Annotated in this window: 14 protein-coding genes; 5 read left to right on the forward strand and 9 right to left on the reverse strand. The window is 66.0% G+C overall.

Features of this window, described 5'->3' with window-relative positions:
- Positions 1–68: 68 nt before the first annotated feature.
- From nagB to ACSU04_RS06135, 5 genes are all read right to left on the reverse strand, one after another.
- Entirely contained in the window at positions 69–848 is a 780-nt protein-coding gene (nagB, locus tag ACSU04_RS06115) for a glucosamine-6-phosphate deaminase (protein ID WP_439283884.1), read from the reverse strand.
- Entirely contained in the window at positions 841–1773 is a 933-nt protein-coding gene (locus ACSU04_RS06120; protein WP_439284014.1) for an ROK family protein, read from the reverse strand. Before ACSU04_RS06120 ends, nagB begins: the two co-directional genes overlap by 8 nt.
- Before the next feature lie 38 nt (positions 1774–1811).
- On the reverse strand, positions 1812–2999 hold the full coding sequence (locus ACSU04_RS06125; RefSeq protein WP_439288769.1) for an ROK family transcriptional regulator: 1188 nt from the start codon (positions 2997–2999) through the stop codon (positions 1812–1814).
- Between the two features lie 80 nt (positions 3000–3079).
- Positions 3080–6388 carry a family 20 glycosylhydrolase gene (locus tag ACSU04_RS06130; protein ID WP_439288770.1) on the reverse strand — a complete coding sequence of 1103 codons (3309 nt, stop codon included), beginning with the start codon at positions 6386–6388 and terminating at the stop codon, positions 3080–3082.
- Complete coding sequence (locus tag ACSU04_RS06135) at positions 6379–7596, reverse strand: alanine racemase (RefSeq protein WP_439288771.1); 1218 nt, start codon at positions 7594–7596, stop codon at positions 6379–6381. The genes ACSU04_RS06130 and ACSU04_RS06135 overlap by 10 nt, the downstream gene beginning before the upstream one ends.
- 25 nt (positions 7597–7621) lie before the next feature.
- On the opposite strand from ACSU04_RS06135, the gene ACSU04_RS06140 reads away from it, so the two are divergent.
- From ACSU04_RS06140 to ACSU04_RS06150, 3 genes are all read left to right on the forward strand, one after another.
- A complete protein-coding gene (locus tag ACSU04_RS06140) occupies positions 7622–8029 on the forward strand; it encodes a RidA family protein (RefSeq protein WP_439288772.1) in 408 nt (135 codons plus the stop codon).
- A gap of 125 nt (positions 8030–8154) precedes the next feature.
- The gene (locus tag ACSU04_RS06145) at positions 8155–8622 is read left to right on the forward strand and encodes a hypothetical protein (protein WP_439283894.1); all 468 of its coding nucleotides are present in this window, start codon (positions 8155–8157) and stop codon (positions 8620–8622) included.
- 148 nt (positions 8623–8770) lie between these two features.
- The gene (locus tag ACSU04_RS06150) at positions 8771–10213 is read left to right on the forward strand and encodes a L,D-transpeptidase (RefSeq protein WP_439288773.1); all 1443 of its coding nucleotides are present in this window, start codon (positions 8771–8773) and stop codon (positions 10211–10213) included.
- A 76-nt stretch (positions 10214–10289) separates the two neighbouring features.
- On the opposite strand, the gene ACSU04_RS06155 is transcribed toward ACSU04_RS06150, so the two are convergent.
- Entirely contained in the window at positions 10290–12506 is a 2217-nt protein-coding gene (locus ACSU04_RS06155; RefSeq protein ID WP_439288774.1) for an NADP-dependent isocitrate dehydrogenase, read from the reverse strand.
- A gap of 119 nt (positions 12507–12625) precedes the next feature.
- On the opposite strand from ACSU04_RS06155, the gene ACSU04_RS06160 reads away from it, so the two are divergent.
- Both ACSU04_RS06160 and ACSU04_RS06165 read left to right on the forward strand, forming a co-directional pair.
- Positions 12626–13084, forward strand: coding sequence for a GNAT family N-acetyltransferase (locus ACSU04_RS06160; protein ID WP_439288775.1), 459 nt, complete (start codon positions 12626–12628; stop codon positions 13082–13084).
- A gap of 191 nt (positions 13085–13275) precedes the next feature.
- Positions 13276–15609, forward strand: coding sequence for a glycosyl hydrolase family 95 catalytic domain-containing protein (locus ACSU04_RS06165; protein WP_439288776.1), 2334 nt, complete (start codon positions 13276–13278; stop codon positions 15607–15609).
- 75 nt (positions 15610–15684) lie between these two features.
- On the opposite strand, the gene ACSU04_RS06170 is transcribed toward ACSU04_RS06165, so the two are convergent.
- From ACSU04_RS06170 to ACSU04_RS06180, 3 genes are all read right to left on the reverse strand, one after another.
- The gene (locus ACSU04_RS06170) at positions 15685–16602 is read right to left on the reverse strand and encodes a hypothetical protein (protein ID WP_439288777.1); all 918 of its coding nucleotides are present in this window, start codon (positions 16600–16602) and stop codon (positions 15685–15687) included.
- Positions 16603–16752: 150 nt separating this feature from the next.
- Complete coding sequence (locus ACSU04_RS06175; protein WP_439288778.1) at positions 16753–18567, reverse strand: ABC transporter ATP-binding protein; 1815 nt, start codon at positions 18565–18567, stop codon at positions 16753–16755.
- On the reverse strand, positions 18564–20477 hold the full coding sequence (locus tag ACSU04_RS06180; protein ID WP_439288779.1) for an ABC transporter ATP-binding protein: 1914 nt from the start codon (positions 20475–20477) through the stop codon (positions 18564–18566). Before ACSU04_RS06180 ends, ACSU04_RS06175 begins: the two co-directional genes overlap by 4 nt.
- Positions 20478–20670 lie beyond the last annotated feature (193 nt).

The following is a 20670-nucleotide window of genomic DNA, read 5'->3' on the forward strand; positions in this document are numbered from 1 at the left end:
GCAGTTGTGGCTCAGAAATTGCGAAATTTCGAGCCACAACTGCCCGCTCGCAAGCGGTTGGCGCGGGGCTAGAGGCCCTGCCACTCGGGCTTGTTGGCGAAGGCGTAGCGATAGTAGTCGGCGAGCTTCAGCTTCGAAGCCGCAGCCTCGTCGACAACGACCGTGACGTGCTCGTGCAGCTGGATCGCTGAGCCTGGCAGAATCGCGCTGATGGGGCCTTCGAGGGCAGCTGCGACAGCTTGGGCCTTGCCCTCGCCGAACGCGAGAAGCACCAGGTGCCGTGCGCGCAGGATCGTGCCCAGTCCCTGCGTGATGCAGTGCACGGGTACCTCATCGATCGAGTCGAAGAAGCGTGCGTTGTCCTTGCGCGTCTGCTCGGTGAGCGTCTTGACACGGGTGCGCGAGGCGAACGACGATCCCTGCTCGTTGAAGCCGATGTGCCCGTCGGTGCCGATACCGAGGATCTGCAGGTCCACTCCACCTGCGGCCTCGATCGCCGCTTCGTAGTCGGCGCCGGCGTGCTCAACGCCATCGACTGCACCATTCGGCGTCCGAATCAGCTCGGGGTTCAGCCCCAGCGGCTCGACGACCTCGCGCGTGATCACCGAGCGATAGCTCTCCGGATGATTCGGGTCGATGCCCACATACTCATCGAGCGCGAAGGCACGCACCCGTGAAACATCAGTCCCGGCCAGACGCCCGTGCAGCGCCTGGTACACCGGCAGCGGTGTCGAGCCAGTGGCAAGGCCCAGCACGGCATCGGGACGACTCGCGATGAGCTGCACGATCTCATCCGCAACCAGTGCACCTGCGGCGGCGGCATTCTCGACGATGACGACTTCAGCCATGGATGGCGATCTCCTCTTCAGGGACGTACATTCCAACCAGCGCGGCGCCGAGAGCAGCCGCAGGGGAACCGGAAGGAAGCAGTTCAATTCTCTCATCGAGGTGCAGGGAGCGAAGGAACGACGATGCGCTCGCGTCTGCGATGAGAGCGGTGCGGATGCCGTCGCTGAGGCGGTCTCCGAGCGCGGTGAGACCGCCCCCGATAACGACCGTTTCCACGTCGGTACCCAGCACAAGAATGCGCACCGCGGCAGCAGCACCGCGAGCAAGGTCGGCACGCAACAGCAGCGCGTGAGTGTCACCCAGGTCTGCCGCGTCGAAGATGTCGCGTACGGGCCGGGCTCCGGGACGACCCCAGGCTCGGGCAAGTGCCCCACCGCCGCAGAGCGTCTCGATGCAGCCGCGCTGACCACAGCCACACACGCGTCCGTTCGGGTCGACCGAGATGTGCCCGACCTCCCCGGCGGTGCCGCGCGCGCCACGCCAGAGCGCACCGTCGATCACGATGCCGGCAGCGACGCCGGTGCCGAGATTCAAGTAGGCCATCGATCCGTCGCCGAGGTTTCCACGGATCGCGGCGGCGCCGAGCGCCGCTGCCTTCACATCGTTCTCCACCGCGACGGGCACACCAAGCAGTTCAGCGGCCCGCGAGGCAAGATCGAGCGATTCGACACCGAGATTCACCGCATGCAACACCCGGCCGCTCACGATATCGACGAGACCGGGGATTCCCACGCCCACGCTGAGCACGTCGGCATTGTCGAATCCGACCTCTGCCTGCAGCGCGTGCACGCTGTCCACGACACCGGCGACGACGGCGTCATCACCCTGCCCTGAGTCGCGGCGGATGCGACCGACGATCTCGCCGGCGACGGTCACTGCGACGGCATCCGTCTTGGTTCCGCCAATGTCCAGGCCCACACGAATGGACCGGCCAGCCAGGCCGGCCGGAGTCACTGATGCCACTATGAAACTCCCAGCTGGCCAGACAACACCATGACTGCGGTTCCCCGCAGCACGATGTCGTTTTGGCGTGTGAGTCGGATCACCACGTCATCGAAGACTCCCTCAAGAGTCCGCTGGCGCAGTGTCTCAGTGGCAGCATCGACGAAAGTGCCCTCGAGCAGATCACCAGGTCCGGAGAGCACGACCTCCGACAGGTCGAGCGCGGTGACGATCGGCGCGCTCGCGATCGCCAAGCGAGTTCCCGCGTCGCGCAGGATCTCCTCCCGTGCATGGGGGCGCGCGTCGATCTCGTCACGCAGACGGGGGACGCTCAGCCATGCTTCCAGGCAGCCGTCCTTGCCGCAGGCACAGCGTGGTCCGCCGTCGTTACCCACCACGACGTGACCGATCTCCCCCGCGGCGAAGCGGCTGCCGAGCATCGGCTGACTTCCGGAAATGAGACCAGCACCAACACCGACACCGATCTTGATCAGCATGAAGTCCGCTCTGGCCTCACCAAAGGTGTACTCGGCGAGCGTGGCAGCATTCGCATCATTTCGGGCGAGCACGGGCAGGTCGAGGTCGCGACCGAGCATCGTTTCAAGAGGAAAGTCGGTCCAGCCGAGGTTCGGAGAATTGAGCACAACGCCATCCGGGCGCACAACGCCCGGCGTGCCAACGCCGACACCCAGCAAGGTTGCGGTGGATGCCGCGATGAGCTCGCGGCTGAGTGTAAGGACAGCGGCGTACGCCGCCTCTCCGTCGGGCTGCGCGGGGCGTGCGATCTCGCGCCGTTCCAGCACATCACCGTCGAGACTGAGCACGGCACCGTGGAACACTTCGGTGTCAGAGAGATCAAGGCCGACGATCTGATGGCCCAGCCGGTCGATGTCGACGAGAATGGCTGGTTTGCCAGGACCGGAGCTCTCGCGCACGCCGAGTTCGATGACGATGCCGTCGGCGATGAACTCTGCGACAAGATCCGAGATCGTCACACGGGTGAGGCCGGTTTCGCGTGAAAGGTCGGCTCTGCTCATCGAGCCGGCGTGGTACAGCGTCTGCAGCACGAGCGCTCGGTTGTGGCCACGGGCCTGTTCGGGAAGAACTTTGGTCCGCGAACGGAGCTGGCGGGCCGGTCCGAACCCATGCGAATTGACGCCGGTGTAGCCGGCCGGTGTCGATTGATACAGCTCATCCGAATCGGACATATTTGTTAGTAGACCTTACGAACAAAAATTCCGCAACCTTTGCTCCACCACATGAGCGGGAGGGTTACCGAAACGTTACATTAGCTTTCGCGGTGATTCCTCGGCTCCCGCGAAGGAGCAGGAAGCCCCTCGACGAGTGCAGCCACGATCTGTTCGCGAGCCTGGGTCGTCATCGGTTTTCCGGGGATGCCTGGTCGGCGTTGATCAGGCGCAGGCCCATCGATTGGACGATACCGCACCCCCGCCTCACCGAGCCGCCGCAGGTGCACGCCGAGCCGGCGCAGAAATGAATCGGTCTCCCCCGGCTCGCCGCCCGCCCAGAGTCGTTCGGCGATCGCGCTGAGCCGCGGGAACATCGCGAAGTCCACCCGATCACGGGTGGGCAGATGCTCGGTCCAGACGTTCGCCTGACCGCCCACGACGCCATCCGGCAGGCGCAGCGTGTACGCATGCTCGACCGTCAGCGGCGGTCCCACCGGGACCGGCTCATCGGCCGATTCGGATTGCCGGTAATCCAGATAGGTCTCAAGATCAGGGCACCCCACAACGGGGATGCCCCGCCGGATGGCCTCCCGGAGCGCGACCGGCCCGCGCCAGGCGAGGATGCGCACGCCGTCGGGCACCTCGGCCTCGAGCACCTCGTCCCAGGCGAGCGCCGTGCGCCCGCGTGAACGGACATGCTCCACGAACTGGCCAGTGAACCACGGCTGCACATCGTGCGGTGAGTCGAGCTCGAGTCGCTGCATCTGCGCGGCCGCAGCCGGGCTCTCAGCCCACTCCGTGACCGGAACCTCGTCGCCCCCGATACCGATCCACGGCGACGGGAAGATGTCGCACAGGGCATCGATCGCCGCGCGTCCGAAGGCGAGTGAGGCCTCCGTGGGTGCAAGCGTGTGCGAGTTCACACCGAAGCGCTCCCACGACGACGTCACCGGCTCCGAAGCGTCGGTGTTGCCAAGCTCGGGGTATGCGGCGAGCGCTGCCTGCACATGACCGGGCAGCTCGACCTCTGGCACCAACGTGATGAAGCGCGCGGCCGCATACTCGACCAGTGATTGCAGCTCGGCCGCGGTATAGAACCCCTCATGCACGCCGGGTTCGACGGTTGCGAGCGGGCCATGACCGCGCTGCGTGGCCTCCCGGCGGGCACCGACTTCGGTGAGCCGCGGATATCCGGGCACCTCGAAGCGCCAGCCCTGGTCGTCTGTGAGATGCAGATGCAGCACGTTCAACTGGTGCAGCGCGAGCAGATCGATCAGGCGACGGATGTCCTCGGCCGGACGAAAGTGACGAGCCACGTCGAGCATCACACCGCGCCATTCGTATGCGGGTGCGCCGTGCCATCCACCCGCGGGGATCCGGACGACGCCCTCATCCGCGACGCTTTCCGGCGGGCGCAGCTGCCGCAGCGCGGTGACGCCGCGGAAGACGCCTTCCTGGCTCGCTGCACGCACCTCGACACCGGTGGCCGCGACCGTGATGCGGAACGCCTCGGCGCCCACCCGACCATCAGCATCGGCATCAGAACCGACCTCGGCATCGAGCGTGAGGGTGATCGCCGGCGCGCTGGATGCCTCGCCTCCGTGCACTGAAACCGCTCCGTGCACTGAAACCGCTCCGTGCAGCGATACCGCGATCGCAGCGAGCTCGTCCGGCGCGTGAACGGCGGTCGCCGACGTCCAGACGAATGGCTCCGCGGCAGCGTCGATCTGTCCTTCGATCAGCGGCACCGTCGCCCGGTGGGCCGGTGGCGACATCCGCAGGGCATGTCCGGGAGTCGCACCGGTGACCGCACCCGACTCGATCACCGGGGCACCGGCGACGAGTACCTCAACGATGCCGACCGGTCCGGCGCGCGGTGCGTCGAACGTCGCGCCGGCGGCCACCCGTTCGGCGTCGAACAGCACAAGATCGGCGGTGGCCCCCTCACGGATCACGCCGCGGGGTGCGTCTCCACGGTTCAGGCCAAGGCGAGCAGCGGGCGTGCCGGAGAGGTGGCGAACGGCGTCCTCGAGGGTGAGGATGCCGAGCTCGCGCACGTAGTGGCCGAGATAGTGGGCGAACGCGCCAAAGCCGCGCGGATGCGGCTTCGCGCCAACGAGGATGCCGTCGCTGCCACCGGTGTGTCGCTCATGTTGCATAATCGCGCGTACGTTGTCCTCGTCGCCGATGTGCATCAGGATGCCGGTGGCTCCGGCATCCGCGATGATCGTGTCGAGCACGACGTCGATCGCGCCTTTGCCCTCGTCCTCGGCGATCTGAGCGACCGTCCGTCCGATGAGAGAGGCAAGCGCGGAGTTCGCAGTGCCAACGATCTCGATCGTCGACCAGTCCGCGCGTTCGCCGTGGAAGCCGTCACAGCCGACATCCTCAAGCTCAACGCGCACCCGTTCGCGAGCATCGGCGTCAAGGGTGCGGATGGTGGCGATGAGGTCGCCACCCTCGGCAAGACTGCTCGGCAGCAGCGCAGCCAGCGTGGTCGCACCGGGCAGGTAGGGGTAAGTGTCGAGCGTGACATCGACGCCGTCGGCGACGGCTTCATCGATGAGCGCGAGAAGTTCTGCTGCGCGTCCCCGATTGGGTGCGAAGTTCATGGTGGCGTGCGTGAGATGGATGGGGCATCCGGTGCGTCGTCCGATGTCGAGCACCTCCCGGTAGGCCTGCAGCGCTCCCCCGCCATAGCTGCGAGTGTGCGGAGCCCAGTATCCGCCGCGCTCGGCCACGACACGGCAGAGCGCCTCAAGTTCGGCCGTGGAGGCATACATGCCCGGTGTGTAGGTGAGTCCGCTCGACATGCCGAAGGCGCCCGTGTCGAGGGCAGCGCCGAGCAGCGTGACCATCTGCCTCATTTCGGCACGGGTCGCCGCCCGGTTCTCGTGACCGACGGTCATCATGCGGAGGTTCCCCTGCGGCACGAGCACCGCCACGTGTGCGGCTGTGGCCGCGTCAATGGCCACGAGAAGATCGTCCATCGTGCGCCATGGGGTGTCGTGCGGCAGGCCGTTCCAGCCCGCGATCTGCGCCGGGATGACGGATGCCGTGGCATCATCCAACGGCGCGTATCCCAGCCCGTCCTGCCCGATGACCTCGGTCGTCACGCCCTGTCGAATCTTGGCCAGGTGTGCGGCACCCTCCAGCACTGCCAGATCGCTGTGCGCGTGCATGTCGATGAATCCCGGCGCGAGGATGAGTCCCCGCGCATCCACCTCGACCGTCCCCTCCGGCAGTTCCAGGATTCGCTCGTCTTCCGGACTGAGGATCAAGGCGATCCGCGCCCCCTCGACTGCGACGTCTGCGTCGTATCGCGGCGCGCCAGTGCCGTCTACGACGGTGGCGCCGCGGTAGACGCGTACACGTCCGTCGGCGGCATGCTCGGCGCTCAGAAGCATGTCGCCACCGCGCCGATCACGCGCGGATCATCCGCGTCAGGATCGTCGATCAGGGGGATGGCCCGCCACTTGTCGAATGCCGTACAGGGGTGCGAGAGCCCGAGGCGCACGACATCGCCCAGGTGCACCTGCGCGCCCGGCGCGAACTTCAGGAACGCATGCTGGTCGTTCAGCGCGGTGATCTCGCCCTCGACCGTCTGCGGGATGGGGAGTCCGAGGTCGAAAGGCACGTCACGCCGACCTGCATCCAGCAGCGCGAGGCCGTCCTCCGGCTGTGAGACAACACGCGCCCAGGCATGCATGGCGGATCGAAGCGGCGCGGTGCCGGTGACCTGCCCGAAGGGCGACATCCTCGAGTAGAAACCGTCATCGTGGATCTGGAACGCCCCTGAGCGCAGCACGATCTCGGCCTCGTCTCGGAGCGGCGCGAGCACGGCGGCTGCGCGGTCGGGAAACGAGCTGCCCCCGGCGGTGAGCACCGGACGAACTCCTGCCGGATACGACAGCCGATGATGCAACTCGACGATCGTGCTCAAGTAGGCATCCACGGCGCGCACCGAGTTCTCGCTGCGGTCGGGGCCGAACGGCCCTTCATAGCCGCCGACGCCGGCGAGACGGAGGCCAGGCGCCGCGGAGATGGCCTGAGCGATCCGCTCGCCCTCCTCGATGGTGCGCGCTCCCGTGCGTCCGCCGATTCCGCCCAGTTCGACAAGAACGTCGAGCGGATGCTGCGGGTCGGTGACCGCGCGCGCGAGCAGTTCTACGGCGTCGACCGCATCGACCCAGGTCAGCACCTGCAGGTCAGCGGATGCTGCGAGCTGTTCGCCGAGACGGGCGGCGGCAGCGGCATCCGTCACGGCATTCGCGATCAGTACCCGGCTCACGCCGGCGTCGATCGCGACGGATGCCTGCCACGCCGTAGCGACGGTGATCGCCCACGCCCCGTCGTCGAGCAGCCGCTGCCACAGAGCCGGAGCCATCGTGGTCTTGCCATGCGGGGCCATCACCACACCCTGCGCGGCCGCCCAGTCGAAGACAACGCGTTCATTGTGTGCGAGCGCGTCCTCGTGCACGGTCATCACGGGTGTGCTGAATTCCGAGAGCCGCAATCCTGCCGCAGGCACATCGGAGAGGCGGAGACCATGCGAGCGAGCAGGAAAGGCCTTCGCCCACGACCCGAGAACGGGATTCGGAATTCTTAGCGGCATCTGACCAGGCTACTAACCTGGTCGCATGAGCCTGAAAACCCGAGTCACAACCGATGCTGCGCCGGCCCCCGCGCACACTTTCTCGCAGGGCGTCCGCAAGGGTCCGTTCGTCCAGGTATCCGGTCAGGGCCCGGTCGACCCGGTGTCAGGTGAGTATCTCTTTCCCGGTGATGTCGCCGCCCAGACCACTCGCACTCTGGAGAACGTCAAGGCGATCGTCGAGGCTTCCGGCGCAACTTTCGATGACGTCGTGATGTTGCGTGTCTACCTCACGCAGCGATCGGACTTCGCGAGCATGAACGACGCATACGGCGAGTTCGTCAGCGCACACACCTCCAGCGGCGTGCTGCCCGCGCGCACTACGGTCTTCACCGGTCTGCCCCGTGCGGAGATGCTCGTCGAGATCGACGGGGTCGCCATCATCGCGGATTGACGCTGGAGTCGTCCCGCGCGCATGGGTCGTTCTCCCCATGGGGAGAGTCCCCGGCGTGTGGTTAACTTATCGCCGACCGGAGAATCGCACCGCAGTTTGTGGTGCCGTCATTGAGGGGAAATTATATGAACCGTCGTATCGCGGCATTGACCATCGCTACCGTCGCCGTGCTGGGCCTGACCGCCTGCTCTGGCTCACCCAGCGGCTCTGGTGACGCATCCGGAGATGGTGCAGCCGCAGAGCAGGCACAGCCCAATCAGTCGGTCGCGGACGCCTGCGCCATCGTCATCCCTGAGTTGACAGAGGCCAGCACCGCAATGGGTGAAATCGACCCGACTGCCGCAGGCGCAGACCCTCAGGCCGCCGTCGACCAGTTCAACACTTTCGTCGAGACGCTCGGCGGAACCATCGATAAGGTCTCCAACACCGAGGTCAAGGATGCCACGACCGCGGTATACGACGACTTCGCGGCGCTCAGCGAGGTCATGTCGAAGGTCCTGGTCGACCAGGACCTCACGGCAACCTCCGACCTCGGCACCATCACCACCGATATGACCGAGTCGGCGACCGTACTGCAGGAACTGTGCAGCTGAGTTTCCTCCATTTCTTCGAAGACCCCGTGGCTGACCGGCCGCGGGGTCTTCGTCTGTCTGGAGCCGCGTCAAACCGTTGCCGCGCTGTTACCCGAGAGCCCGTATGATAAATAGGTATGTCGCGTTGATATCTCCGGGGGGTGAATTCGTGACTGATCTCATTGCTGCACCTGGTGCAGACACTGCCCAGACCACGGTCGTCGCAGCAGCACTGCCGCCGAACGATGGCGGACGTCCTGTCGAATGGGCTCCGCGCGAGCCCGCTCCTAAGAAGCGCCACGTGGGACTTTGGGTCGGCCTCGGAACCGGTGTGCTGTTGCTCGCTGCCGGTGCTGCATCCGTGCTCCTCATCGCACCTGGAACGTCGATCGCCGGAGTTCAGGTCGGCGGGCTCACGCCCGGCGCCGCCGCCGATGTTGTCAGCTCGCATCTCGCAAACCTTCAGATCACGATCACTGATATTGGCGATGAACAGGTCATTACCGGTGCCGATCTCGGCGCCTCGATCGACGCGCGTACGCTCGCCGATGAAGCGTTCATGTCACATCCGATGTGGAACCTCGGCAGCTGGATGCCTGAGCCGATCACCGGCGCGATCACCCTCGACACTGTGCTCGCCGGCGACACATTGCGCGCGCTGATTCCTGCCAGCTTTACGGATGCCATCGACGCAGAGGTCGTATTCGATGCAGCCACCGCTGCATATGTGACGACCCCCGCTGTTGCCGGAACCGGCATCAACCTCGAAGACCTGACCACCGCTGTGACGACGGCCCTTGCGGATGGCGACAGCACTCTGAACTACTCCGGCGCGCCCGCTGAGGCCCCCGCCGCGGTCAGCGACGACGAGGCGGCAAGCACCGCTGAATCGCTGAACACCATGCTCGGCTCCATCGGCTTCTACGTCGGCGAAGAGCGCACGGTTCCGGTCGCTCCAGACGTGGCCGCGACGTGGCTCGAGGTCGTCGACGAGAACGGCGCTCTGACCATCACCGCCGATGCATCCGCGATCCAGGGCGTCGTCGACACGCTCCCCGCCGCCGTGAACCGCGCCGCTGTCAACGCCGAGGTCGTCACCAATTCCTCCGGCGACGTGCTGCGCACGCTCACCGAGGGCGCCACCGGGCGTGAGGTCGGCGACGTCAGCAACGCGGCATCCGACTTCGCCCAGCAGCTCGAGGACGGCAACGCCGTGTACGCGCTCAACGTCAACGAGACCGCGTTTGAGACGACAGCCCTGTTCCGCCGCGTCGATCTCAACCTCAGCACGCAGACGGTAACGCTGTACGAGAACGAAACCGTGATAGAGCGTTGGCCGGTTTCGACTGGACTGCCGAACACGCCGACCCCGACGGGGAACTTCACTGTCTTCGGCTACACGAGCATCCAGGACATGGTCGGAAACGACTACGTCACCCCGGACGTACCGTGGAACACCTGGTTCGCCCCCGACATCGCCTTCCACGGCGCGTACTGGCACGAAAACTTCGGCCAGCAGATGAGCCACGGCTGCGTGAACATGCCGGTATGGCAGGCCGAGTACGTCTACGAGTGGACTGCTATGGGAACCCAGGTCGCCGTTCACTGGTGAGCAGCGCCCCGCGATTAAGCCATGAAACGAGAATGGGGCGGATGCCGTAGCATCCGCCCCATTCGTCGTTCAGCGCCTACAGCGCGTCGATGATCCCGTTCAGAGTCGTCGACGGACGCATGATCTTCGCGACCTTGACGACATCAGGACGGTAGTACCCGCCGATGTCGACCGCACTGCCCTGGGCTGCGGCGAGCTCGGCGATGATCTCCTGCTCCTTGCCAGCGAGGTCTGCGGCGATCGGAGCGAAGGCCGCTGCGAGTTCGGCGTCCTTCGTCTGTGCGGCCAGCTCCTGCGCCCAGTACAGGCCCAGGTAGAAGTGGCTGCCGCGGTTGTCGATCGTGCCGAGCTTGCGTCCCGGCGAGCGGTCCTCTTCGAGGAACGTTCCGGTCGCAGCATCCAGCGTCGCCGCGAGAACGCGAGCCTTCTCGTTTCCGGTGCGGTCGGCGAAGTGCTCGAGTGAGGCTGCCAGCGCGAAGAACTCGCCCAGCGAGTCCCAACGCAGGTAGTTCTCCTCGACCAGCTGCTGCACGTGCTTCGGAGCAGAACCACCCGCACCGGTCTCGAACAGACCACCGCCAGCGAGCAGCGGGACGATCGAGAGCATCTTGGCGCTCGTTCCGACCTCGAGGATCGGGAACAGGTCGGTCAGGTAGTCGCGCAGCACGTTGCCGGTCACCGAGATGGTGTCGAGCCCGTGGCGGAGACGTGCCAGCGTGTAGCGCGTCGCCTCCTCGGGGGCGAGGATCGAGATCTGTGCGCCCTTCGTGTCGAGCGTTGCGAGCGCCTGGTGCACCTTGGCGATGAGCTGCGCGTCATGTGCACGGTTCAGGTCAAGCCAGAACACGGTTGGAACGCCAGTCGCCTGCGCCCGCGAGACGGCAAGGCGCACCCAGTCGATGACCGGGATGTGCTTGGTCTGCGTCGCACGCCAAATGTCGCCAGCGCCGACCTCGTGTTCGATGACCACGGTGCCCTCACCGTCGACGACCTCGACGCGGCCAGCGGTCGCGATCTCGAAGGTCTTGTCGTGGCTGCCGTATTCCTCAGCGGCCTGAGCCATCAGACCCACGTTCGGCACAGTGCCGATCGTTGCCGGGTTGAGCGGCCCGTTCGCGATCACGTCGTCGAGGACTGCCTGGTAGACGCCTGCGTAGGAGGAGTCTGGGATGACAGCGAGCGTGTCGTCTTCGCCCCCGTCGACGCCCCACAGCTTGCCGCCGTTACGGATGAGCGCTGGCATCGAAGCATCCACGATCACGTCAGAAGGCACGTGCAGGTTCGTGGTGCCCTTGTCGGAGTTGACGTACGACAGGCGCGGGCCGTTGCCGATCGCCTTCGCGAACTCCTGAGCGATCTCTGCACCACCCTCGACGTCGGCAAGGCCGGAGAGGATCGAGCCCAGTCCGTCGTTGGCGCTGAGGCCGGCAGCAGCCAGCTCGTCGCCGAAGCGAGCGAACACGTCGGCGAAGAAAGCCTTCACTGCGTGACCGAAGATGATCGGGTCGGAGACCTTCATCATCGTCGCCTTCAGATGCACCGAGTACAGCACGTCATCGGCCTTCGCCATTTCCAGTGTCTCGGCGAGGAATGCGTCAAGAGCGGATGCCGAGAGGAATGTCGCGTCGATGATCTCGCGCGGCAGCACCTTGAGATTGTCCTTGAGTACCGTGACGGTGCCGTCTTGCGCAGTGTGACGAATCGTAAGGACGTCGTCGTGAGCGGCGATCCAGCTCTTCTCGTTGTGCTTGAAGTCGTCCTGGGTCATGGTGGCGACGCGGGTCTTCGAACCCTCAGCGAACGGCTTGTTCGTGTGCGGGTGCTTCTTCGCGTAGTTCTTCACCGCAAGTGGCGCGCGACGATCACTGTTGCCCTCGCGCAGCACCGGGTTCACCGCCGACCCCTTGATGCGGTCGTACCGGGCGCGGATGTCCTTCTCCTCCAGAGAGGACGGCTCATCCGGGAAGCTCGGGATGTCGTAGCCCTGGCCCTGCAGCTCGGCGATGGCCGCCTTGAGCTGAGGAATGGATGCCGAAATGTTCGGCAGCTTGATGATGTTGGCCTCGGGGAGCGTGGCAAGACCGCCGAGCTCAGCGAGCGCATCGGACACTTCCTGGTCCGCGCTCAGTCGCTGCGGGAACGCGGCGAGGATGCGTGCGGCGAGCGAAATGTCGCGGGTCTCGATCTCGATTCCGGCCTGGCCCGCAAAGGCCTGGACGATCGGAAGGAACGAGGCAGTGGCCAGAGCCGGTGCCTCGTCCGTGTGCGTGTAGATGATGGCGTCGTCGGTCACCGGGAGATTCTCCGTTCACGAGTCAAATTTGTCTCGATACCAAGATACCTGAGTGCCCTCGATGACGTTCGCAGACATCTTTCCGCCCGCGATCTGGTTCGAGAGGTTACCCTGGGCTTATGTCGGAACTGCGCATGGTGGAACTCTCTGCTGCGACGATCGTCGCAGTGAACAACCTGTCCCTCAAACCGGGTCAGGAACAGTACCTCGCCCCGGTCTCCTACGGCATCGCTGCCACCGTGATCAATCCTCAGACGTCGTGGCAGCGTGTCATCCTCGACGGTGACGAAGTCGTGGGCTTCGTCAGCGCCAACTTTGACGCCGACGCCCCGGAAGAGCACTTCCGCTCTGTACTGTGGCGCATCAACGTCGACGCGAACGACCAGCGCCGCGGCCTCGGTCGCTTCGCGGTAGCTGGCCTCTTGGCTGAGGCGCGTACCCGCAATATGGATCGTGTCGTCGTGATCTACGAAGCTGGCGACGGCGGACCTGAGGCGTTCTTCCGCCGAGTGGGCTTCACCCCGGTCGGCGAAACGGAGTACGCAGAGGTCATCGCAGAGATTCGCCTCGCGCCCTAATAGCGGCGGCGGGGCTTCGGATCCCCTCCCCCACCGAGGCCTCGTCGCCTTTTCCTTAATGACGACCTAGTATTTCGTTGCATGATGCAACAAAATCGCGAGAACGACTCTCGGGAAGGGCGGGAATCTGTCGATCTTGGTCTCCCCGTACAACCTTCGTCAACGGCGACCGCGTCAGCCGCGGCTAAGCAATGAGTACGATCCGATTCACCGGGACAGCCGAATCCTGGCTGGAGTGCCTGCCGCTCGGCGACGGCCGGTTGGGCGCCATGAGCGATGGCGGTGTGGCTACGACCACCCTGCACCTGAACGATGCCACCGCATGGTCGGGGTCGCCGGCAAGCGAGGCGGTGGATCCTCTGACGGATGCTGCGGAATCTGCGCGCCTGCTCGCAGCGTCCCGCGCCGCCATCGCTGCCGGCGACCATGTCGGGGCTGAGGCGCCGCTGCGGGCGATGCAGACCCGCTACGCGCAGTCGTATGTACCCCTAGGGGACGTCGTGATCGACGTCGCGGGTGCAGACCCGAATGCTCCGCTCACCCGCGAGCTCGATCTGGCCACCGGCATCCATCGCTCTGTTGCCGGACCGATGCGCACGACGACGTTCATCGCCGCAGAGCAGAGCGTGCTCGTACACGTGATCGAGCCTGCTGCGCCGGCCATCGTCAGCCTGCACTCCCCGTTGCGCTCCCCTGACGGCGACGACCCGGAGCAGCACTCGATCGGTGCCGACACCGTCGGGCTCCTCCTGCGCCTGCCCAGCGATGTCGCACCCGGTCACGAACCCGATCTGCCTGGCGCACTCTGGGACACCACCCCCGGGGCCGCTCTTCGCGCCGCGATCGGTGCGCGGGTCATCCAGGAGTCCGGGCGGACCGTCATTCTCGTCGCCGCTGCCACCACGTTCGCCGGCCTCGGGAAGACTCCGGTCGGCACGGCATCCGATGCGTTGGCCGATGCGCTCGAACGCATCGAACGCGCAACGGAGATCGGCGTCGACGCGCTGTGCAGCGAAACCGAACGGGCGATGGGCGCTCTTCTGGGCACCGTGACGCTGTCACTCGGATCGCCGTCTGCCGTCGCCGCAGCCCCAGGAGCTCGAGACACCGCCGCGCGCTTCGCTGCCGCGCGCGCCGATCCCCGTGGCGTGCTGACAAGCGATCCGGGCCTTGCTGCGCTGCTCTTCGACTACGGTCGCTATCTGCTCGTTTCCTCCTCCCGGCCCGGCGGTCTCCCGGCCAACCTGCAGGGGATCTGGAACGCCGAGCTTCGCCCGCCGTGGGGCAGCGGCTACACGCTCAACATCAACACCGAGATGAACTACTGGGGTGCGCACGTTACCGACCTCAGCGCACGGGCGCAGCCGCTGGCCGACTTCACAGTCGCGCTCGCCGATGCCGCAGCCTCGCACACCCGTCGGCTGTACGGCACCCCAGGGTGGACGGTGCATCACAACAGTGACGCCTGGTTGTATGCCACCGCTCCCGGCCGCGGGGCGGGCGACCCTCGGTGGGCTTTTTGGCCGCTGGGCGGCGCCTGGCTCGCCAGTCTCCTCCCCCAGGCATGGGAGTTCGGAGCGGCAGATGCCGAATATCTCGAGAACATCTGGCCCGCTCTTCGCGGCGCCGCCGAGTTCGCGCTCGCCTGGCATCGCGACAATCGCACCTCCCCCGCGACCTCCCCGGAGAATGCGTTCCTCACCCCGGACGGCAGATCGGGGTCGCTCGCCGCGACGACAGCGATGGATCTCGCGCTGCTGCGCGACCTGTTCACCGCGACCGTCCGGACGGCCGAGGCTCTGGGCCGCGCCGACGACGAGGTCTCCAAAGCCTCCGACGCACGGCTCCGCGTACTTCCCGAGCAGCCGGCGCTCACCCCGGACGGCACGATCGTCGAGTGGGACGTTCCTCGCCCCGAGGAGGACCCGCACCACCGTCACGTCAGTGCGCTGTACGGCCTGTTTCCCGGAACGGAGCGATGGGACGAAGCGCGGCGCGCCGCCGCTGCGACGACGCTCGAGCACCGCGGCAACGACTCCAGCGGCTGGTCGCTGGTGTGGAAGCTCGCACTGTGGGCGCGGCTACACCGCCCGGACAAGGTCGCCGATCTGCTGGAGCTCGCCCTGCGCAATGCGGACGATGTCTCCGGCCCCTGGGCCGGCGGGCTGTACTCGAACCTGTTCGCCGCCCATCCGCCATTCCAGATCGACGCAAACCTAGGAATCGTCGGTGCGCTCTCCGAGGCGCTCCTGCAATCCGTCAATGGCATTCATCTCCTTCCCGCCCTTCCCGCCGAGCTCGGCACGGGCAGCGTCACCGGGCTCGTCGCCCGCCCCGGCGTCATCGTCGGGCTGGAGTGGCGCGATGCGCAGTTGTTGAGCGCGACTCTGCGCGCCCGGCATCCTGCCGCCGTCGGATCGCACCGGGTGCGCTGGCGCGGCCAGACGATCACCGTCCACATCGACACGGAGCACGACACCCGCCTCGATGCCCGATCATTTCCCACCGAGGAGGTTCATCCGTGAGGTTCACCGACGGGTAAGGACTCCGGCCGCTGGTACCAGGAGTTGGTGCGAACACGCACTCTGCCCGGGTGAGCGCTAGGAGTTGTCGCGGCGCGGCGGCGGCCAGATCTTGCTCGACGGCGGCTTCGGCGCGTTCGTCTCCGGCTTTGGCGCGTTCGTCTTCGGCTCTTCGGCGGCGTCGTTTTTGCTCGGCTGATGGCGAGAGCTCCATGATGCGAAGGCGGACGCGGCCGCCTCGGCAGCCTTGTCCAGAGCCTCGGCCGACCTGGTGAACACCTGCTGCGCCGTATCCTGCCATGCGGGCACCGCGTTCGGGTCGACACCGTTCGCGCGCGCCTTCGCCGTGAACTCGGCGACATCGAATGTGCGCTCGAGGTGCGCGACGGCATCCCGATACGCAGCGAACTCTTCGGTCTTGATGCGTGTCCCGGTTACCGGCCGCAGCTCCTGCGCGCGGCGTGACGCGCCCAGGAAGGCGGCTGTCGCCGGGTCCTTCGCATCACTCATCGTGGGATAGGCGATGAGCTTCGCGGGGTCGGTCTCGTAATCCATCCAGCGCGCCGTGACCGTGTCGTGCGCGCGATGCAAGCGCGCCACCGGAAACCGCTCGCGCTTGGATGCGGCGGGGATCTCGGCTCGAGCCACATTCAGGTGCACGCGGCGAGCGCGGACGTCCGCCGCAGCGGCCTTGGCGTTCTGCTCGGCCTGCTTCAGTGTGCGCCGCACGCTCGCGACGTCGGCGCTCGTGGCACGCGAGGCGGTGCGCTCGGCGACGAGGCGGGCATGCTCTGCGCGCGCGATCTTCACGGCGCGTCGTCGCTCGCCAAGCTCATGCTGAGCTTCCTTCAGGTCGTCGCGCGCGGCGTCGAATGCGAGTCGGCGGCCGCTGGTGCTGCTCCGGTGACGCACACCAACCGCCGTGACGGCGCCTGCACCGACCGCGGTCGGCGCGATCCACCACCACTCGGTCGCCAGAAAGAAGAGGGGGTCCACCCCTTCATGGTAGCGAGGCTAGGTCGGTCGGGGCGCCCGGCCTGCAGCATCCGCAGGGGTCGCACATCGCAGTTTGCCGCATCAACACCCGCAATGCGGCAACCCGCGCCACCTCCCGGCCCCGACCCGGCCGCGCGCGGCCGGCCCGGCCTAGACCAGCGTCTGCTGCCAGGCCGCGTGCAGCTGTGCGAACTTGCCGGTTCCGCTGATCAGGGTCGCAGGAGTGTCATCCTCGATGATCTGCCCGTGCTCCATCACCAGCACTCTGTCGGCGATCGCGACCGTCGACAACCGGTGCGCGATGATGATCGCAGTTCGGTCGGCGAGCAGCGTCTGCAGCGCATCCTGGATGAGCCGCTCCGACGGGATATCGAGGGACGCCGTGGCCTCATCGAGAATGAGCACCGCGGGGTCTGCCAGGAACGCACGTGCGAACGAGATCAGCTGACGCTGCCCTGCAGACACCCGCCCGCCGCGCTTGTTCACATCCGAGTTGTACCCGTCCGGCAGAGCCGAGATGAACCCGTCAGCCCCCACCGCGCGAGCGGCAGATTGGATCTCGTCCATCGTGGCATCCGGCTTACCGAGCGCGATGTTGTCTGCGACGGTCCCACTGAACAGGTACGCCTCCTGCGTGACCATGACGATCGCGCGCCGCAGGTCCTTCGGATGCAGCGAACGCAGATCCACGCCGTCCAGCATCACTCGGCCGAGCGAAGGATCGTAGAACCGAGAGATGAGCTTCGCCAGCGTCGACTTTCCGGCACCTGTGGTTCCCACCAGCGCGATCGTCTGCCCGGCTGGAATGTCGAGCGAGAAGTTCGGCAGAATCGTCTTCTCCCCCGAGTAGCCGAACGTGACCTCGTCGAAGTTCACGTGTCCCTGCGACGACCAGAGGTCGACAGGCTTCTCGGGATCCGGAACCGTCGGCACCTCGTCCAGCACACCTGACACCTTCTCCAGCGCCGCAGTCGCGGACTGGTAGGAGTTCAAGAACATCGCGATCTCCTGCATCGGCGCGAAGAAGTTGCGCACGTACAGCACTGCAGAAAGCAGGACTCCGACAGTCAGTGCTCCTGTCGAGACGCGGATGCCACCCCACAGCACGACGAGCCCGAGAGTGAACGCGGCCACAGCCATGAGCCCTGGCTCGAATGTGCCGAACAGCAGCATCGAGCGGCGGTTCACATCACGGTAGTCACCGGCGACCTTCTGGAAGGTGACGTCGTTGCGCGGCTCCTTGCGGAATGCCTTGACCGCACGGATGCCGGTCATGGTCTCCACGAACTGCACGATGACCTTCGCGCTGATGACACGCGACTCTCGGAAGACGAGCTGAGAACGCGAGTAGAACCAGCGCATCAGGAAGAAGAGCGGAACGAGTGCGAGCGCGAGGATGACGCCCGACTGCCAGTCCCACACCAGCAGTGTGATGAAGGTGAACACACCGAACAGCACGCCTGAGACGAGGTTGTTGAGGCCGCCGTCAAGGAGTTCGCGGATCGAGTCCAGGTCGCTGGTCTGACGCGAGATGATGCGCCCTGACGTATAAGTCTCATGGAATTCGAGGCTCAGCCGCTGTGTGTGCAGGAAGATGCGCTTGCGCAGATCGATCAGCACCGCCTGGGTGATGCGCGCGGCGACGACGACGTACAGGCCGATCAGCGCGGCGCCGAACGCACCCGCGAGCAGGTAGATGAGCCCGATCATGAAGGTCGGCATCCAGTTTGCGTGGTCGAGCACAGCGGGCAGCGCCCGGTCGATTCCGATGCTGATGAGGATGGGGCCCGCGACCTGCAGAGCCGTTGAGATCACGAGCAATACTGCCGCGACGATGATCTGCGCCCGCAGCGGAGAGACGAGAGAGCCGAGCAGACGCATCGAGCGCTGGCGGATCGCCTTGCTCTCTTCGCGCGTGTAGTTCGAGCGGTCTTCGCCCTGGGTTCCGGTGAGTGCTGCACTCATGCCTGCACCTCCTTCTTGGCGTTGTTCGTATCGTCTTCGGTGGCGGAGTCATCCGTCGCGGCGTCCGTCGCGGCATCCTCGCGGATGATGGGGATCGCCCCGGTGCGCGCGGCTTCCTCAGCCTCGAGGCTGGAGATCACGTGCCGGTAGTGTGCACTGGTCTTCAGCAGTTCGGAGTGTGTGCCGACGGCGGTGATCCTGCCGCGCTCCAGCAGCGCCACCCGGTCAGCGAGCGCGACGGTCGACGGGCGGTGTGCGACGATCATCGCGGTGGTGTCGGCGAGCACCCGGCGCAACGCCCGCTCCACCAGTGCCTCGGTATCGACATCCAGCGCCGAGAGGGGGTCGTCGAGCACGAGAACCTTGGGGTTGGCGGCGACGGCACGTGCCAGTGCGAGACGCTGACGCTGCCCACCGGACAGGCTGAGCCCCTCCTCACCGATGACGGTCTCGACGCCGTCTGGCAGCGCGTCGACGAACTCGGCCTGCGCGATCTGGAGCGCCTCGCGCAGCACGCGCTCGCCCTCGTCGCTGTGGATGTCGAGCTCGGCGCGACCCAGAAGCACGTTCTCCCGCACGGATGCCGAGAACAGCGTGGCATCCTCAAACGCCATCGCGATGTGTGTGCGCAACTCTGCCACCGGCAAATCTCGCACATCGACGCCGTCCAGAGTCACCCTGCCTCCGGTGACGTCGTACAGACGCGTCGGCAGAGTGGTCAGCGTGGTCTTGCCGCTGCCTGTGAGACCGACCAGCGCCATGGTCTCGCCTGGGCGCAGAACCAGGTCGATGCCGTCCAGGAGGTCACGCTCGGAGGCCCCGGCGTCCTGATACCGGAAGTGCGCGTTCTCGAAAGCGAGCTCTCCGCGCGGCTGGTTGATGTGCACCGGGTTCTCCGGGTCGGTGATGGTGTTGGTCTCAGAGAAGATCTCGAACACACGGTCGGTCGCGGTGCGCGCATCCAGAGCGAACGAGAACAGGAAGCCGATCGATTCGATCGGCCAGCGCAGCACGGTCGCCATCGCGAAGAATGCGAACAGCTCGGCGACCGAGATGGCACCCTGGGAGATCAGCCAGATGCCGCTGATGAGGCTCAGCCCGAAGGCGATCTGCGGCATCAGGTCGAGGAAGAACCATAGCGAACCGACGGCACGGGCCTTGCTCAGCTCGGTCTGGCGCAGAGTCTCGGCCTGGTTGCTGAAGCGGCCGAGCGCGTGCTTTCCGCGGCCGAAAGCCTTCAGCACACGGATGCCGTGCACGCTCTCCTCGACGCTGGTGGCGAGGTCGCCCGCCTGGTCCTGACTACGGCGCGTGAGCACGCCGTAGCGTTTCTCGAAAAGATAGCCGCGGATCCACAGTGGGATGCCTGTGATGAGGAAGATGACCCCCAGCAGCCAGTGCCAGCGGAACAGCAGCACGGATCCGATCATGATCGTGAGGATGTTGACGACGAGCAGGATCAAGCCAAAGGCGAGCCATCGGCGGATGAGGCCGATGTCCTGCATCATGCGGCTGAGCAGCTGTCCGGACTGCCAACGGTCATGGAAGGCAACAGGCAGCGCCTGCAGGCGCGAGTACAGATCCGAACGCATCCGGTACTCGATCTCGGTGGAAGGTTTCAAGATGAACCACCGACGAAGCCAGACCATCACGGCTTCCCCGAGCGAAAGAGCAAGCACGGCGACCGCACCCCAGACGATCGCAGAGACCTGACCGGACATCACCGGTCCGGCGATGATCTGTTCGAGCACGATGGGGATCATCAGGGCGATGATGGCTGCGGCGAGCGCGCTCGCGGCACCGCCGATCATGCGCCCCAGGGCCGGCCTGACGAAGGGCTTCAGGCGCCACAGTGCGGCGGGAGTGGACAGCGAAGCAGACGAATTCTGCGATGAAGACGAGGAAGACATGACTCTCAGATGAGTTGCGTTACGGAAGGGAATTGACGAGGCGCACCTGTGGCGCTGACCCCGGAAGTTGCAGAGTGGGGCGGGCGCTACCGGTGAAGATCCGCCGGGTTCGAGCCAAGAACGGTGATCTGCGCGACGGCGATCAAAATCATGGTGTCCTCCTCAGGCTCGGCTTCGTCGCCCGGTCGGCGCG

The sequence above is a fragment of the Microbacterium sp. A84 genome, from assembly GCF_051842815.1.
Taxonomy (GTDB): Bacteria; Actinomycetota; Actinomycetes; order Actinomycetales; family Microbacteriaceae; genus Microbacterium.